The organism is Gordonia sp. GONU (genome assembly GCF_024733855.1).
Lineage (GTDB): Bacteria > Actinomycetota > Actinomycetes > Mycobacteriales > Mycobacteriaceae > Gordonia > Gordonia amicalis.
Genome location: NZ_JANRHB010000021.1, coordinates 32,830 through 48,523, shown reverse-complemented (window position 1 = coordinate 48,523; position 15,694 = coordinate 32,830). Strand labels below are relative to the sequence as shown.

13 protein-coding genes and 1 tRNA gene are annotated in these 15,694 nt (G+C 67.4%); 5 read left to right on the top strand and 9 right to left on the bottom strand.

Going from position 1 to position 15,694, the window contains the following annotated elements; all coding sequences use genetic code 11:
• Positions 1–165: 165 nt before the first annotated feature.
• The 4 genes from lepB to NWF34_RS17430 form a co-directional block, all read right to left on the bottom strand.
• The gene (gene lepB, locus NWF34_RS17445) at positions 166–585 is read right to left on the bottom strand and encodes a signal peptidase I (RefSeq protein ID WP_081712367.1); all 420 of its coding nucleotides are present in this window, start codon (positions 583–585) and stop codon (positions 166–168) included.
• Entirely contained in the window at positions 585–1,154 is a 570-nt protein-coding gene (locus tag NWF34_RS17440; protein WP_024497376.1) for a DUF6448 family protein, read from the bottom strand. Before NWF34_RS17440 ends, lepB begins: the two co-directional genes overlap by 1 nt.
• A 79-nt stretch (positions 1,155–1,233) precedes the next feature.
• Positions 1,234–1,938 (bottom strand): Crp/Fnr family transcriptional regulator, encoded by a 705-nt coding sequence (locus NWF34_RS17435; RefSeq protein ID WP_024497375.1) that lies wholly within the window; start codon positions 1,936–1,938, stop codon positions 1,234–1,236.
• Between the two features lie 458 nt (positions 1,939–2,396).
• Positions 2,397–2,470, bottom strand: a tRNA-Gly gene (locus NWF34_RS17430).
• Between the two features lie 159 nt (positions 2,471–2,629).
• Between NWF34_RS17430 and NWF34_RS17425 the strand changes: the two genes are divergently transcribed.
• The 4 genes from NWF34_RS17425 to NWF34_RS17410 all read left to right on the top strand — a co-directional run bounded on the left by NWF34_RS17425 (position 2,630) and on the right by NWF34_RS17410 (position 8,030).
• On the top strand, positions 2,630–4,129 hold the full coding sequence (locus NWF34_RS17425; protein ID WP_024497374.1) for a DUF222 domain-containing protein: 1,500 nt from the start codon (positions 2,630–2,632) through the stop codon (positions 4,127–4,129).
• Positions 4,130–4,150: 21 nt separating this feature from the next.
• A complete protein-coding gene (gene dcd, locus NWF34_RS17420; protein WP_024497373.1) occupies positions 4,151–4,723 on the top strand; it encodes a dCTP deaminase in 573 nt (190 codons plus the stop codon).
• A 77-nt stretch (positions 4,724–4,800) separates the two neighbouring features.
• Positions 4,801–6,237, top strand: a complete 1,437-nt coding sequence (locus tag NWF34_RS17415) for a UDP-glucose/GDP-mannose dehydrogenase family protein (protein WP_024497372.1) — start codon at positions 4,801–4,803, stop codon at positions 6,235–6,237.
• 77 nt (positions 6,238–6,314) lie between these two features.
• Positions 6,315–8,030 (top strand): hypothetical protein, encoded by a 1,716-nt coding sequence (locus NWF34_RS17410; RefSeq protein ID WP_024497371.1) that lies wholly within the window; start codon positions 6,315–6,317, stop codon positions 8,028–8,030.
• On the opposite strand, the gene NWF34_RS17405 is transcribed toward NWF34_RS17410, so the two are convergent.
• Positions 8,031–8,621: a TetR/AcrR family transcriptional regulator gene (locus NWF34_RS17405; RefSeq protein ID WP_024497370.1), complete on the bottom strand. Its 591-nt coding sequence runs from the start codon at positions 8,619–8,621 to the stop codon at positions 8,031–8,033.
• Between the two features lie 112 nt (positions 8,622–8,733).
• Here NWF34_RS17405 and NWF34_RS17400 point away from each other — a divergent pair, with 112 nt between their 5' ends.
• The gene (locus tag NWF34_RS17400) at positions 8,734–10,392 is read left to right on the top strand and encodes a DHA2 family efflux MFS transporter permease subunit (RefSeq protein ID WP_024497369.1); all 1,659 of its coding nucleotides are present in this window, start codon (positions 8,734–8,736) and stop codon (positions 10,390–10,392) included.
• Here NWF34_RS17400 and NWF34_RS17395 read toward each other — a convergent pair.
• From NWF34_RS17395 to NWF34_RS17380, 4 genes are all read right to left on the bottom strand, one after another.
• A complete protein-coding gene (locus NWF34_RS17395; RefSeq protein ID WP_096274735.1) occupies positions 10,354–11,481 on the bottom strand; it encodes a PDR/VanB family oxidoreductase in 1,128 nt (375 codons plus the stop codon). The genes NWF34_RS17400 and NWF34_RS17395 overlap by 39 nt on opposite strands.
• Positions 11,482–11,490: 9 nt before the next feature.
• Positions 11,491–12,417 carry a metal-dependent hydrolase gene (locus NWF34_RS17390; RefSeq protein ID WP_096274734.1) on the bottom strand — a complete coding sequence of 309 codons (927 nt, stop codon included), beginning with the start codon at positions 12,415–12,417 and terminating at the stop codon, positions 11,491–11,493.
• On the bottom strand, positions 12,414–14,195 hold the full coding sequence (locus NWF34_RS17385) for an SDR family oxidoreductase (protein ID WP_096274733.1): 1,782 nt from the start codon (positions 14,193–14,195) through the stop codon (positions 12,414–12,416). Before NWF34_RS17385 ends, NWF34_RS17390 begins: the two co-directional genes overlap by 4 nt.
• A gap of 128 nt (positions 14,196–14,323) precedes the next feature.
• Entirely contained in the window at positions 14,324–15,577 is a 1,254-nt protein-coding gene (locus NWF34_RS17380) for a pyridoxal phosphate-dependent aminotransferase (protein ID WP_096274732.1), read from the bottom strand.
• Positions 15,578–15,694 lie beyond the last annotated feature (117 nt).

The following is a 15,694-nucleotide window of genomic DNA, read 5'->3' as shown; positions in this document are numbered from 1 at the left end:
CTCTGAGCTCGCGTTATCTGCAGCGGCGGATCAACATCCTGGCGGACGTGCAGCAGGCACGGCTCGTGGCGACGCCTCGCGCGGCATAAAGGCATCTCCGACGCTGCCCCTCCTACGGCCACCCGCCGGACCGTCGAAGGGCGAGGGTTGAGGAGCGCGATCGACTCAGCGGGACCTGGAGACGAATGGATTGCGGACTACGACCAGTCGGTCGGTCAGCACCGCCCGCTCGACGTAGGGCTGCTCCCACGTGCGGCTGTCGTCGGAAGCATCGCGGTTGTCGCCCAGCAGGAGGTAGTGCCCGGCGGGGACGTGAAAAATGCCGCGATAGTAAGAGGGCGAGGCGTACGGCTCGTCGAGCGGCACGCCGTCGATCCGAACCGCGCCGCCGTCGATCTCCACGGTCTCCCCCGGTAGGCCGATCACGCGCTTGACGATCCGCCCGCCCGTCTCGGCATGGTCCACCACGACCAGGTCTCCCCGGTGAATCGGGGTCGATCGCCGGAGCGACCTGGTGAGTGCGAAGCGCCCGTCCGACAGGGTCGGCGCCATCGAGTGTGACCGAACCCTGGTGAGCCGGCACATCAGTGGTGCCCGGCGTGCGCGTGCCCGTGCTCGTGCTCGTGACCCTCGGCGTACTTGAAGTACCGGACGTAGGCGTCCATGTACTCGCGAGCGGCGTCCAGGTCGTCGGTGTCGAAGCCCTTGAGCGCCATGGCCCGATCGAACCGGCGCTCGAGCTCGTCCCAGCGGTCGTCGGCGACGAGTCCGCGCAGCGGCTCGATGCTGCCGAGGTCCAGCGCCTCGTCGGCTGCCGCGACCTGCGCGGTGACGCCTTCGCCGGCGGGCTTGAGACCGGTGAAGCCGGCGCCCTCGCCCGCCCGGTGAACCCTGACCAGGGTCTCGAGGAACCACCGGTCGGCCACCTCGCGGGCCTCCCCGCCGGCGGCACGGACACGCAGGACCTTGTCGAAAGCGGCCCGGATCTCGTTCTCGTCGCTGGGCTGGACCCACTTGAGCGCGATGTTGACGTTCCCGCTCTCGAGCGCCCGGCGGCCGTCGGTGGCGGCTGGGCCGTTCTCGGTGTCGCAGTGGGCGGAGGCATCGCGTGCGAACAGCGCGAGAAGCCGGTGGACCGCGGTGCTGATGCTCATGGCGGGCTCCTTTCCTTGGTTGCCTACCAGGTGCAATCACCAAACTAGACCGGTGTCCGTCCTGGCTCCATGACCTAGGTCAAGAGCCGCCGGACCGCCGCTCGAGGCCCTCGAGATCCAGCAGGTCGACCTCGGCACCACGCACATCGATCAGTCCCTCGCGCTCGAGCGCCGCGAGCCGTCGGCTGAGCGTCTCGGGGATGGTGCCGAGATAGGTGGCCACGTCTTTCTTGGACACGGGCAGCCGAACGGTCAGCGCTCCGTCGAGGCTCCGCGTCGCCGGCAGGTCAAGGAGGTAGGACGCGATGCGGGCGCTGACGTCGACGAGGGTGCGGGCGGCGAGCCGCCGCTCGGTCTCCTGTAGTCGCGTCGCCAGCGAGTGGAGCATCGCCACCCCTATGTCCGGGTAACGGTGCACGAGCTCGGTCAGCATGCTGTGGTCGAACACGCACATCGTGGAGCTCTCGAGGGCCATGTAGTCGTTCTCCGGCCGGGCACCGGTGAGAAAGCCGACCTCCCCTTCGACGTCGCCGGGCCCCAGCAGGCGCAGCGTGACCTCACGCCCGTCTTCGGCGGTGCGCCCGACTTTGACCAGGCCCTCGTGCACCACGAACAGCTTGGCGGTGTCCCGGCCCGCCCACACGAAAGTCTCGCCGCGGCCCACGCGTACAGGTCGTGCCAGCGATGCCACCTCGTCCTGCTGGTCGTGGCTCAGCCGGGAGAACAGCGGAACCCTGGCCACGCAGGATTCACCGTGGTGGTGGTGCTCGTGCGGCCGGTTCATCGAAGCTCAGTGTAGGTGCGCGTGCGAGCGGTCGTGGGAGTGTCGTGCATGGCCCGATGGCCTCCCGCCCGGCAAGAGAGGCGTCGCCTGCGCCCCTCGCAAGGGCACCTGGCTAACCCCGCCCACTACCGGCAGGTTTGTGCTGGGCCTTCGGCGACGTACCGGTCTTGAACGTCGGTATCGCCACCGACGACGATACCCCCGCAGCGGTGAAGCTCGCCGCGATGCGCTGGATCGCGCGGGCTCTCGGCGAAGACGGCAGTGGAAGTGGACGTGACGCCCAAAGGATTCGAACAGGTCTTGGAGGTTGTGCTTAGGGGCGGTTCCGGTGCTGAGAGTCGTTCACGCCGAGGCGAACCCGACGACACCGAACACCACTGGATCAACGCGGAGCTCGGTGTGATCGACTCTGAGGTGTCGGCCGAGACTTGCGAAACATCGCTCCAAGGCGGTGCTGGTGGAGCCGATGACGGGAATCGAACCCGCGTATTCAGCTTGGGAAGCTGATGTTCTGCCATTGAACTACATCGGCGTGCGAGCGCTGGGCTCGCGTCCGAAAGCCTAGCAAACCGGCGTCGGGGTCTTCGCGAGCGGCGCGAAGATTCTTTCCGAGCCGGGGTTGCGCACCGGCGCGGACGCCCGTACTATCGAACATAGTTTCGAGTAAAGCCATGATGACGGGGGTTAAATCATGGCTTTAGGCGAGCCATCTGCATCACAGCCACTTCTTCTCGACCAGTACGAGCGTCTACACGCGCTGCTGGACGAGATCAGCGAGACGGCGTCCACGGACTGTTCCGACACAGACCTGCTCAAGGTCGCGATGGAGCACGAACGCGCCGAGCGTCGCATGCTCACGTCGTTCGCCGCCCACATCATCGACATCGACGAACGCTCCGCATACCGGAAAGCCGGCAGCCAGACCGTCACCAACTTCGTCACCAGCGTGCTCAACCGCAGCGGAGAGGCCACCCGGCTACTCAACCGCGTGTGGGCGATCGGCAAGTTCCCCGACATGCAGGGCGAGGCACTCGAGCCGCGATTCCCGGAGACCGCCAAAGGTGTTGCCCAAGGCGAGATCTCGGGGCGGAACGTCGACGTCATCGTCGAGGTGATGAAGAAGGTCCCGGCCGCCGCAGACCCGGCGGACCGTGAAGCCGCCGAGGCGACGCTTGCGCATTACGCCCGCGACTACGACCCGTCCTCGCTGCGCGAACTCGGCGGGCGGATTCTCGCCCACCTCGATCCCGACGGAACCCTGACCGACGACCGCGACCGTGCCCGAATGCGCGGCATGCGCCTCGGCCCTCAGGACGCACAGCTGATGTCCAAGCTCACCGCCGACCTCGACCCCAAGACCCGGGCGATGCTCGACGTCGTACTGGCGGTGTGGGCAGCGCCGGGCATGAACAACCCCGACGACCCGGAGTCACCCGTCGGAGACCCCGGCAGTGCTGATCCCGATGCCCTCGCGGCCGCTGCCGAACGCGACAACCGGTCGACCGCGAAACGCAACCACGACGCCTTCTCGGCGTTGCTCCGGTACGCACTCGACGACGGCGCGCTCGGTCGTTCCCATCACGGACTGCCGCCGCACGTCATCGTCACGATCACCGAATCGGCGCTCCGCAACCGGGCCGGGGCTCCCGCGCGCACCGCGACGGGGGCGCTACTCCCGATCAAGGATGTCGTCGAACTCGCCGCCGAGTCGCAGCAGTACCTCGAGGTATTCCGCGACCACACCAGTGAGGTCCTCTACCTCGGACGGGCCAAGCGCCTGGCATCCCGGGCGCAGCGGATCGCCGCGGTGGGTCGCGATGGCGGCTGCACGTGTCCACGCTGCACGCGGTCGTCCTTCGACTCCGAACTGCACCACGTGGCCGAATGGACAGCCGACGACGGCCCCACCGACATCGACAACATGACCACCGCATGCGGACCGCACAACCGTGCGGTCGGCCCCGGCGACGACCAGTGGGCCACCACGATCGCCACCGATGGGGTCGACGCAGGTCGCGTCGTCTGGCACCCGCCGACGTCGCACCCGGATCAGACCCCGAAGGTCAATCACGCCAACCGCACCGACGAGGTCCTCAACCGGATGCGAGCCGATGCCCGTCGACGCCGGTCGAGTGGTCACGGGCAGGACGAGGCGTCTGGGCCGACGGACACCGGCGCAGATCCACCCTGACCATTCGATAACCTCGACACCGTGCTGCTCTCCGACCGCGACATCCGCTCCGAGATCGCTGACGGGCGCCTCGCCATCGATCCATTCGATCCTGCGCTCGTCCAGCCCTCCAGCGTCGACGTCCGGCTCGACAGTCTGTTCCGCGTGTTCAACAACACCCGGTACACCCACATCGACCCGGCCCAACGCCAAGACGAACTGACCACCCTCGTCGAACCGACCGAGGGTGAGCCCTTCGTGCTGCACCCGGGTGAGTTCGTGCTGGGCTCCACCCTCGAGGTGTGCAGCCTGCCCGACGACCTCGCCGGACGCCTCGAAGGAAAGTCCTCGCTCGGGCGGCTCGGCCTCCTGACCCACTCGACCGCCGGCTTCATCGACCCCGGCTTTTCCGGACACATCACCCTGGAACTCTCCAATGTGGCCAACCTGCCGATCACGCTGTGGCCTGGCATGAAGATCGGCCAGCTGTGCCTCATCCGCCTCACCAGCCCGGCCGAGCACCCTTACGGCAGCGCGAAGGTCGGCTCGAAGTACCAGGGGCAACGCGGACCCACCCCGTCGAAGGCGTACCTGAACTTCCTCAAGAACGACTGAGAAGTTCACCCGACCGATCACCACACGCAACGCCGCGGTTGGTTCACGGCACACCCGCCTGGGTAATCGTTGCGACCATGAAGCTCACGGTGATCGGATGCGGATACCTCGGCGCGACGCACGCGGCCTGTATGGCCGAGCTCGGACACGACGTCGTGGGCATCGACATCGACCCGCGGAAGGTCGAACGCCTGCAGGCCGGTGACGTCCCGTTCTTCGAACCCGGGCTCTCCGACATCCTTCGCCGCAACCTCGACGCCGGACGGCTTCGATTCACCACCGACCACTCGATCGCCGCCGACCACGCCTCGGTCCACTTCATCGGCGTCGGCACCCCGCAGGAGGACCGCGGACACCGCGCCGACCTGTCCCACGTCCACGCGGCCGTCGACACACTGGTTCCCACACTTCGCGGCCAGCACGTCCTCATCGGCAAGTCCACCGTCCCGGTCGGCACGTGTGAGGAACTGTCGCAACGGATCTCGCGACTCTCGGCGCCGGGCGCCGACGTCGAGCTGTCGTGGAGCCCCGAGTTCCTGAGGGAGGGTTTCGCCGTCGAAGACACCCTGTCGCCCGACCGGCTGGTCCTCGGTGCCGGACGGCTCGTCGACGACCCGCAGGCCGCACCGGCGGTGTCGCTGGCCGGCGAGGTGGTCCGAGACATCTATCGCGAGGTACTCGAAACCGGTGTGCCTCTGATCGAGACCGACTGGGCCACTGCTGAACTCGTCAAAGTGTCTGCCAATGCGTTTCTCGCCACCAAGATCTCGTTCATCAACGCGATGAGTGAACTGTGCGAGATCGCCGGTGCCGACGTCGGTACGCTCGCCGACGCCATGGGCCACGATCCCCGGATCGGCCGGCGGTTCCTCAACGCGGGACTGGGCTTCGGCGGCGGCTGCCTACCCAAGGACATCCGAGCGCTGACCGCCCGCGCCGACGAGATGGGCGCCCCTCGCGCGGTCGGGTTCCTGCGCGAGGTCGACGCCATCAACATGCGTCGGCGCAGCGCCGCCGCCGAACTCGTCGCCGAGGCGCTCGGCGGAGAAGCGTTGGGCCGCAATGTCGCCGTACTCGGTTCCGCCTTCAAACCCGAGAGCGACGACGTCCGCGACTCTCCCGCGCTCGCCGTTGCGGGCCGTCTCGCGCTGGACGGGGCCTCGGTCACCGTCTTCGACCCGCAGGCAATGGGCAATTCGCGCCGGGTGCAGCCGACGCTGGGCTACGCGGCGTCGGCGCGCGAGGCCTGCGATCGCGCCGATGTCGTCGTCATCGCCACCGAATGGGCGGAGTTCGTCCACATGTCACCCGACGAGCTCGCGCCCGTGGTCCGCCACAAGCGCATCGTCGACACCCGTCGTTGCCTCGACCCACAGGCCTGGCGGGACGCCGGGTGGGACTACCGGGCGCTGGGCGGTCCGGTGCCGGCGCGAAAAATTGGGACAACAAGTTCGTTCACGCAGGTGAACGGGGCTTCGTCGAAAGCGGTTCCCCGAGTGGACGTGTTAGGTTAACCCCGCGATTGACGGGGGCACCTTCTCGCCGTGGGGGCGTGTAGGGCGAGGTGCACACAAGTGCAGGAATTGATCAGATGACCGACACGGTGTTCGATGCGGCCCTGGGGCCGGCCTCTGCGTCTGCAGAGGTCTCGGTTCATCCCGCCGTGCTCGACGACGTGCGGGCCACACTCCGTCAGCGCGGGCTCGACGCCCCTGAGGTGGTACTGCTGGGTCTCGACGGGAACGGTTGCGTGTCCGTCGGGCGGTTCGACACCTCCCGGGGCGCGGTCGCCGACACCTATTCCGACGTGGCCCTGTCCGTCGGTGCGCTCGACCGCGCCATCGCCGACCATCTGATCAAGATCGGGCGCGTCGAGTCACCGACATCGCCGGAATGGCATGACGAACTCTTCGATCTCATCGCCCGCGGACGCGAACGCCTGCAGGATTCCGACGGCACATTTCTTATGGGACGCCGACACATTCGGCTGTTCCGCCTGGCACGCCGGGATGTCGAGGAGGCGGGCGGCGCGCTCATCGCACGCGGTGAGGAACTGGCGCGCGCAGCAGTGGCCGGTGCGCAGGCCCCCGCAGTCGTCATCACCGACGGTCTGAGCGTGTGGCCCGGCCTGCGCGACGGGATCGCCAAAGCCGTACAGGTACCGGTCGTCGACGCTGCTCCCAGTCCGCTGACGGCCACGGTGCCGGCTGTACCGCTCAGCGGCCCGCGGGAAGCGCACACACCGGATGCGGCTGCCGACGCCCCCGACGCCGAGGCAGCGACGTCCGCTGACCCCGACAACGACGGAACCGCGCCCGCCGCCGACGCAGACCACAGCGCCGATTCAGACAACAGCGCCGCCGCAGACCACAGCGTCGATACAGACAACAGCGCCGCCGCGCACACCAGCTACAGCACCGACAACACATCGACCGAGCCGGACGCCGTGGCGGCCGAGAGCGCCGAAGAGTCACAAGCTGCGCGTGCCGGTGCCGACCCCGACAAGGAGTCCGGGGTCGCAGTCGAGGTCGAAGATGTTGTCGATGCCACCGTCGAACTCGACGCAGAATCAGTCGTCGACACGACGCCGAACCTTGTGGCCGACGAGGTGACCGAGCCGGCGATCGGGAGCCCTGGTCGCTCAGGCGATTTCCCGGTCGTCGATGTTGACCGCATATCCAGTGAGCAGCCTTCACGTCCGGTGGATCCCGCGCCCGCAACGGCATTCGGTGCCACAGCGACCTCTGTCTTCGGAACTCCACCCGCGCAAGACCCTGCGCCGGTTCGAGAGCACGTGAACATGCCGACGGCCTTCGAGTACGCGGCACGGCGAATTGACCCGGGTCCGCAGGCCGTCGGCACCGCCCCGATGATCCCGGCCGATCGCACGTTCCCTGCGCCGGAACAGCATTCGCCCTACGGCCGACCTGCTCCGGTGCCGTCCCGTTCGCGACGCACGGTCCTGGCAGGCCTGGCGCTGGTATGTGCGCTGGCCATCACCGCGGTCGCGGTCGCACTGGCCACGGGGAACGATGACTCCTCGCAGGCGCCCGTTGCTGCTCCCACCACGACCACGCCCACCACGACGGCGCCCACCACCGCGGCGCCGACCGGCCAGGAGTACGCCGACCCGGCCATCGTCGCCGAGGCGCGTCAGCCCGCGCAGCGCTACACCCCACCGCCACCGCCGGTGGTGACCAACGAGCAGGGGCCGGCACCGCGACCACGATCCCGCGCACCGCGTCCGCAGCGCGGCGTGACGATCCCGAATCCGATTCCCGGACTGCCGCCGATCGTCCTGCCGTGATCAGTCGGCGGGGCTCGGCGCCAGGCCTCGCGCGACGAACGCCAGTACCCTCTCGTAGTTCGCCGCGCCGTCGACCTGTGGCGGGTGCGTGCCGGCGAGTTCCAGGCTGACTGCACCGTGAACCGCTGACCAGGCCTGCATGGCGAGATCGGCGGGATCGCCGGCCATCACGACGCCGGCCACCTGTCCGTACCGGATGACGTCGACGAGTACGTCGAATGCATGCGCCGCCACCTCGAGATCCGGCGTGCAGCGCGTGGAGAACATCAGCCCGTAGAGAACGGGGTTCGACACGGCGAACTCGCGGTAACCGCGACCGGAGTTCCGTAAGCGGGCGACCGGGTCGTCGTCGGTGGCTCCCACTGCTCGTGCGAACTCGGCGAAACCATCGGTGACCAGCGCATCCAATAGTCCATCGCGACCGTCGAAGTGGTTGTAGACGCCCATCGGCGCGACCTTCGCCTCAGCTGCGGCCGCCCGCACGGTGAGCCCGGCTTCGCCGTCGCGCTCGAGGATCGCACGACCGGCGCGCAGCAGAGCCGACCGGACGTCGGCGGCGGAGGTTCGGGTGCGCGGCTTTGCGGTGGGCATATTGACAATCTACTAGCACGGTGTTCTTCTGGAATAGAACAATGTTCTATAACTGTAGGACGAGGTTCTACTTCATCTGGACTTCATCAGCTCACGGAACAGGAGAATGCCGATGCGTACAGGACGTATGGGCTCACGCTGGTGGGCGCTCGGCGCCCTCAGCTTTGCCGAACTGCTGGTCATGATCGACAACACGATCGTCAACGTCGCTCTGCCGACGCTGGCCCGCGACCTCGACGCCGGGATCTCCGGCCTGCAATGGATCGTCGACGCCTACACGCTCGTGTTCGCCGGCCTGCTCTTGACCGGTGGCTATCTGGGTGACCGGTTCGGCCACCGGCGGATGCTCCTCACCGGCGTCGTCGGCTTCATGGCGGTCTCGATCCTGGCGGCGTCGTCGCAGAACCTGGGCCAGCTCATCGCGTCGCGCGGCGGCCTGGGACTCTTTGCCGCACTGGTGTTCCCGGCGACGCTGGCGATCATCACGACGATCTTCGTCGACGCCCGGGAGCGGGCGACGGCCGTCGGTATCTGGGCGGCCGTCTCCGGTGTGGCCGTCGCCATCGGTCCCGTCTTGGGTGGCTGGCTGCTCGAGCACTTCTCGTGGACCTCGGTCTTCTGGGTCAACGTCCCATTCGGTCTGGCCGCGTTGGCGGTGATCCTCGCGGTCGTCCCCGGTACCCGGCCGTTGGCGGTGCCGCGATTCGACGCCGTCGGAGTGGGCTTGTCGGTTGCCGGTCTGGGGCTTCTCACCTACACGCTGATCGAGGCACCTCACGTCGGTTGGGGTGAGGTCCGAACCGTCCTCGGAATCGTTGCGGCCCTGTCGATCCTGTCCGTGTTCGTGGTGACGCAGCTACGCATGGCCCACCCCATCCTCGATGTGCGACTGTTCGCCAACCGGCAGTTCGCCACCGCAGCCGGGATGATCAGCGTGGCGTTCTTCGCACTGTTCGGGTTCATCTTCCTGATCACCCAGTTCTTCCAGGCGGTCAAGGGATACGGTCCGCTGGCCGCAGGTGTGCGAACCCTGCCCTTCGCCATCGTGATGGCGGTGCTGTCGCCGGTGGCGATGGCCCTGTCCCACCGGTTCGGCCCACGCTTCGTCGCCGTGGCGGGTGCCTTCCTCATGTCCGGTGGCTTCGCGCTCGTCGAGATCTCCTCGCGCGCTTCGGGTTACTGGGAGCTCATCGTCTGGTCGATGTCGCTGATGGCCGCCGGCCTGGCCTTCATCTCGGGACCGTGCACGCAGCTCATCATGGATGCTCTGCGTCCGGAGCAGGCCGGTGCGGGCAGCGCGGTCAACGACACCACCCGTGAGATCGGCGGCACCCTCGGGGTTGCGGTGCTCGGCTCGATCCTGACCTCGGTCTACGTCGCGGGAATCGGGGATCGGCTGTCGGACAGCGGATTGCCACGAGAGGTGGTCGCGACCGCGGGACAGTCGGTGATGGCCGGGGTGGAGGTCGCCGGTCGGGTGCCCGCCGCGATGAGCGAGACGGTCCGGGTCGCGGTACAGCAGGTGTTCATGGACGGTCTGCACAACGCGGTGTGGGCGGCGGTGGTCATCACCGCGACGGCCGGTGTGGCAGCGGTAGTCCTGTTGCGCGGCACCGTCGCCGGACGTCACGCGGCGCCGGATTCGCAGGAAGGGCCCTTCGAGACGCATCCTCCGCAAGCTCCGGATGCTCCTCAGGGAGCGGGGGTGCGTCCGCAGGGAGAAGTGGCCACCTCACAGATCGAGCGTGAGGTTCCCGCCGGCACTGCGTGACACGCAGGTCAGCATGGTCCCGGCCTCCCGCTCGGGCTCGGTCAGGATGTTGTCACGGTGGTCGATGTCGCCGGACAACGTCCTGACCTTGCATGTGCCACAGAAGCCCTGCTGACACGAGTAAGGCACCGACGGCATCACTCGCCGGAGCGCGGCGAGCGCCGACTCGTCGGCGGCCACCGGAATCCGTTCCCCCGTGGACGCCAGCGTCACCGTGAACGGTGTGCCGTCCTCCACCGGTGGCGGACTGAAACGTTCGTAGTGCAGTTCGATGTCCGCGCGGTCGGCCAGGTGGCGGCGGAGGTTCTCCAGCATCGGAACCGGTCCGCAGCAGTACACCGCGAGGTCGGCGTCCGAATCCGGGACCGGACCGACCAGTTCCGACATCGTCGGCAGTCCGTGCCGATCGTCGGTGCGGATGGTGATGCGGTCGCCGAACCTCGCCACATCGTCGAGGAAGGGGATCGAGTCGGCCGAGCGACCGGTGTAGATCATCGACCAGTCCAGCCCGAAGCGCTCCGCCACCGTCAGCATCGGCAGGATCGGCGTGATGCCGATCCCGGCGGCGATGAAGCGAATCCGGCGAGCGGGCGATCCGTGGCCGGGTACCGCCAGGGGGAAAGCGTTGCGCGGTCCCTTGATCGACATCACGTCGCCGATCTCCAAAGCGTCGTGGACCTCGATGGAACCGCCACCGCCGTCCGGGATGCGCCGCACCGCGATGCGGTAGTGCTCACGGTCCGCGGTGTCGCCGCACAACGAGTACTCGCGCATGCGGCCGGACGGGAGCAGCACGTCGATGTGGGCACCCGCGTGCCACGACGGCAGCACCCCGCCGTCCGCGGCCGTGAGGGTCAGCGCGATGACGTTCTCGTCATGTGCGACGACCTCGCGGTCCACGATGCGGACGTGGGTGATCCCGTCGTTGACCGGCGCCGGCCTCAGCGGGGACAGCGGCCGCCAGGCCGGCCACCACGCCCGCATGAACGCGGTCCCGACGGTGAGGATCGGATCGCGGCGCCACCGCCCGTACAGATGTGGCGGTGGCTGGGTGAGACTCGTCGAATGCGGATGTGCGCGTTGGTTCATCGGAGTCTCTCAGGCCGCGTTGCGTGCGGCCGGTGACTTGGCGAGGTATGCGACGGCCTGGGCGGTGCTGCCGATCTGTTCGGGGCGGAAGCCGGGCCGGAAGTAACTGAATGTGGAGAAGACGATGCTCCGAAGCGGGGGCAGGACGTTGGCGCGCACGCCGCGGTGGAACTGCCACTTCTTCTGGATGTAGTTGTAGGACACCGACGTGTCCTGCTTCATGATGAACCGGTAGCCGCGCTGTATGAGGAACAGCAGCATCGGGAGGACGGCGAGCATCGCGCGCCCGCGGCGGAGGTAACTGTCGCCGAAATAGGCTGCGACGTCGTGCGCGACGGCCCGATGTTCCACTTCCTCCGCGCCGTGCCACATGAACAGATCGGCCATCGTCGGATGCGCGCCGGTCTCGATCCAGTTGTTGTTCAGTGCGAAATCGCCGAGCACCGCGGTGTAGTGCTCGAGGGCGGCGATCAGCCACAACCGCTCGATGAGGTGCTTGTGCCGCGCTTGCGGCGGGCCGCTCGTCGCCGGTCCGAGAACTCTGCGGAAGACCCACTCCATCTGCAGCTGGTACGGACGTGGATCGATGCCGTGGTGATCGAGGAACTCCCACAGCACATGGTCGTGAGCTTCGGCGTGCATCGCCTCCTGTCCGATGAAACCCCGCATGCGAGAGGCGAGTTCCTCGTCGGCCACCAGCGGCAGCGCCTCGTTGTAGGTCTGCACAAACCAGCGTTCCCCCTCCGGGAGAAGAAGATTCAACACGCTGATGAAGTTGGACGCCACCGGGTGGCCGGGAATCCAGTGCAGGGGCACGTCGTCCCAGTCGAATGCCACGTTGCGGGCATGCAGTTCGACCGGGCCGGGATCGGCTTGATCAGCACTCGTCTGATCGGTGTGGCTCAGGTCCGGACGCGGGCGTTCGACGGTGCTCATCCGGTCACCTTCTGTCGGGCGCCGATGCGCGACAGCCACGGCGCGAAACGGTATATGCGATAACCGACCTTCGCCTCGGGCGTCACCGGGACGACTGCCTTGTTGTGCTCGATCGCCGAGACGATCTCGACGGCCACCCGATCCGGGGTGAAACCTCGGCGCTGGTAGAAGCGGTTCAGCCGATCTCGTTGTGCCTGTTCGGTATCGGCGTCCAGTCCGGCGATCGGCGACGACGACACGATGTTGGTGTCGACGATGCCCGGGCAGATGGCGCTGACACCGATGCGGTGCTCGGCGAGTTCGGCGCGCAGCGACTCCGAGAACAGCAGGACCCCCGCCTTCGACGCCGAGTACAAGCCGAGGCTGCGCGACGGCGTGAACGCCGCGGCCGAGGAGACGTTGACGATGTGCCCGCCCACTCCGCGGTCCACCATCTGACGGCCGAACTCGCGGCTCCCCGTGATGACCCCGCGCAGGTTGACGTCGAAGAGCCGATCGACCTGCTCGTCGGTTGCGGCGAGAGCCCCACCGGCCAAGCCGATCCCGGCGTTGTTGATCACAATGTCGGGTACCCCGTGGCTCTCCCGGACCGTCGCGGCGAAGGACGTGAACGAGTCGGTGTCGGACACGTCGAGGAGGTAGGCGTGCGCCACCGCGCCGGCGATCTTGCAGGCCTGCGCCGTCTCGGCGGCGGTGTCGAGGTTCCGGTCGGCGAGCACGAGTTCGCACCCGCGCTCGGCGAGGAGCAGTGCGGTCTCCCGACCGATGCCACTGCCCGCGCCGGTGATCACGACCAGCTTTCCGGCCAACGGTTTCGGTTCGGCGAACACCCGCGACCGCTCGACGGTCGGCGGCGCCTCGTTGTCGGTCTGCGCGGCAAGGAAATCCAGGATCGTGTCGGTCAGGTAGCCCGGCTTGGTATACGGCAGCCAGTGGCCGGTCGGGGTGTCGCGCCGCCACAGCTTGGCCGCATAGGTCGGGGTGTTGTCGTAGATGGCCGGACGCAGGGCGATGTCGCGCTCGTTGACCACCTGCAGCACCGGCACCGCGGTCGAGCGGGGCTCCGGGCGGGCCAGTTTCTGGCGGATGTTGGCGCGATAGAGCGCGAGTCCGGTGATCATGTCGCGGCGCAGTGTCTCGGCGACGACGACGTTCTCCGGTGGGGTGCCCTCGATGGTGTGCAGGAACTGCTTCCACGCCCGCGGACTTCCCAGTGCGGTCAGCAGGGCGTTCGGCAGCACCGGCAGCTGGAACAGTCCCGTGTAGGCCGATGAGAGTGACTGCGTCGCAATGGTTCGCATGCGGCGGGGTGTCGGGCGGGTCAGTCCTTCGCGTAACAGCTGACCGAGGTGGTCGAGGTTGGGTCCGGAGACCGAGACGAAGGATGCGATGCGGGTGTGCGACCTCGGTCGGCTGACGGCCTCCCAGGCCTGGACCGAACCCCAGTCGTGACCGACGACGTGCACGGGAGCGTCGGGACTCACCGCTTCGGCGACGGCGAAGAGGTCGTCGGCGAGCTCGGCCAGCCGGTACGCACCGACCTCGCCTGGACGGTCGCTTTCGCCGAATCCGCGGCAGTCATAGGCGACCACGTGATACTTCTCGGCCAGCCGAGGTGCGATGTGGGTCCAGAGATGGTGGGTGTCGGGCCAGCCGTGCACCAGCATGACCGTCGGATTCTCCGGGTCCCCGAGTTCGAAGGTCGCGAGGGTGACGCCGTCGCCGGTCACCGTTCCCCGTCGCCAGTCGGGACGCACCTGCACTGCATGTTCGGACATCCGTGTCACCTCGTTGTAGACCCCGATTGGAGGTACACGTTACCAACGGTTACACAAATGTCCAGACCCTGGAGGAGACAAAGAGGCCCGGTCAGAAGACCGGGCCCTTCGAGACGGCGCTCCGCAACCTACTGGCGGTACGACGACAGGAAGTTGCCGATCCGTTCGACGGCCTCCTTGAGGTCCCGCGACCACGGCAGCGTGACGATGCGGAAGTGGTTGTGGTCCTCGAGGTTGAACCCGGTGCCCTGCACGACGAGGATCTTCTCCTGCAGTAGCAGGTCCTGGACGAACAGCTCGTCGTTGTGGATCTCGTGTACCTCGGGGTCGAGGCGCGGGAAGGCGTACAGGGCCCCCTTGGGCTTCACGCAGCTGACACCGGGGATCTCGTTGAGCTTCTCCCAGGTGACGTTGCGCTGTTCGTAGAGGCGACCGCCCGGGGAGACGAGCGCATCGATGGACTGGTACCCACCCAGCGCCACCTGGATCGCGTGCTGGCCGGGCACGTTCGCACACAGGCGGGTCGACGCGAGGATGCCCATGCCCTCGAGGAAGCCCGTGGCATGGTCCTTGGGGCCGGTGAAGACGACCCAGCCGGCGCGGTAACCGCACACGCGGTACGCCTTGGACAGGCCGTTGAAGGTGAGGCACAACAGATCCGGCGCCAGCGAGGCGACGTTGATGTGCTCGGCGTCGTCGTAGAGGATCTTGTCGTAGATCTCGTCGGCGAGGATCAGCAACGAGTGTTCACGCGCCAGTTCGACGAGCTGCTGCAGGACTTCGCGTGAGTAGACCGCGCCCGTCGGGTTGTTGGGGTTGATGATGACGATCGCCTTGGTGCGGTCGGTGATCTTCGACGCGATGTCGGTGATGTCGGGGTTCCAGCCGTTTTCCTCGTCGCAGCGGTAGTGCACCGGACGGCCGCCGGACAGCGAGGTCATCGCCGTCCACAGCGGGTAGTCGGGGGCCGGGATGAGCACCTCGTCGCCGTCGTTGAGCAGCGCCTGCATCGTCATCGTGATGAGCTCGGAGACACCGTTGCCCAGGATGACGTCGTCGACGTCGAAGTAGGGGAAGTCGGGGATGAGCTCGTACCGTGTCACGACGGCGCGTCTCGCGGACAGCACGCCTGCCGATTCGGAGTAGCCCTGCGAGTACGGCAGTGCGTGGATCATGTCGCGCATGATCACGTCGGGTGCCTCGAACCCGAAGATCGCCGGGTTCCCGATGTTCAGCTTGAGGATGCGATGGCCCTCTGCCTCGAGCCGCTGCGCGTGCTCGTGTACGGGTCCGCGGATCTCGTAGCACACGTTCTGCAGCTTGAGCGACTGCTCGAGCGGCTTGAGGTTCTGGTTCAGATGCGACACATGGGGCCTACTCACGAGTTCAATTGTCGCAGCCGCGTGCAAGTCGGTTTCCGCCAGTGCTGCGCGGCAGTGGCCGGCCTACGAAAAACGGGCTCCGACCGTGGTGGTCGGAGCCCGTTTCGCGGTACTGCT

What these genes read in the sequence shown, in the direction of transcription:
- lepB (WP_081712367.1), bottom strand. Translation starts at nt 585, where the DNA reads ATGTGCCGGCTCACCAGGGTTCGGTCACACTCGATGGCGCCGACCCTG.
- NWF34_RS17440 (WP_024497376.1), bottom strand. Translation starts at nt 1,154, where the DNA reads ATGAGCATCAGCACCGCGGTCCACCGGCTTCTCGCGCTGTTCGCACGC.
- NWF34_RS17435 (WP_024497375.1), bottom strand. Translation starts at nt 1,938, where the DNA reads ATGAACCGGCCGCACGAGCACCACCACCACGGTGAATCCTGCGTGGCC.
- NWF34_RS17425 (WP_024497374.1), top strand. Translation starts at nt 2,630, where the DNA reads ATGGCTTTAGGCGAGCCATCTGCATCACAGCCACTTCTTCTCGACCAG.
- NWF34_RS17415 (WP_024497372.1), top strand. Translation starts at nt 4,801, where the DNA reads ATGAAGCTCACGGTGATCGGATGCGGATACCTCGGCGCGACGCACGCG.
- NWF34_RS17410 (WP_024497371.1), top strand. Translation starts at nt 6,315, where the DNA reads ATGACCGACACGGTGTTCGATGCGGCCCTGGGGCCGGCCTCTGCGTCT.
- NWF34_RS17405 (WP_024497370.1), bottom strand. Translation starts at nt 8,621, where the DNA reads ATGCCCACCGCAAAGCCGCGCACCCGAACCTCCGCCGCCGACGTCCGG.
- NWF34_RS17400 (WP_024497369.1), top strand. Translation starts at nt 8,734, where the DNA reads ATGCGTACAGGACGTATGGGCTCACGCTGGTGGGCGCTCGGCGCCCTC.
- NWF34_RS17395 (WP_096274735.1), bottom strand. Translation starts at nt 11,481, where the DNA reads ATGAACCAACGCGCACATCCGCATTCGACGAGTCTCACCCAGCCACCG.
- NWF34_RS17390 (WP_096274734.1), bottom strand. Translation starts at nt 12,417, where the DNA reads ATGAGCACCGTCGAACGCCCGCGTCCGGACCTGAGCCACACCGATCAG.
- NWF34_RS17385 (WP_096274733.1), bottom strand. Translation starts at nt 14,195, where the DNA reads ATGTCCGAACATGCAGTGCAGGTGCGTCCCGACTGGCGACGGGGAACG.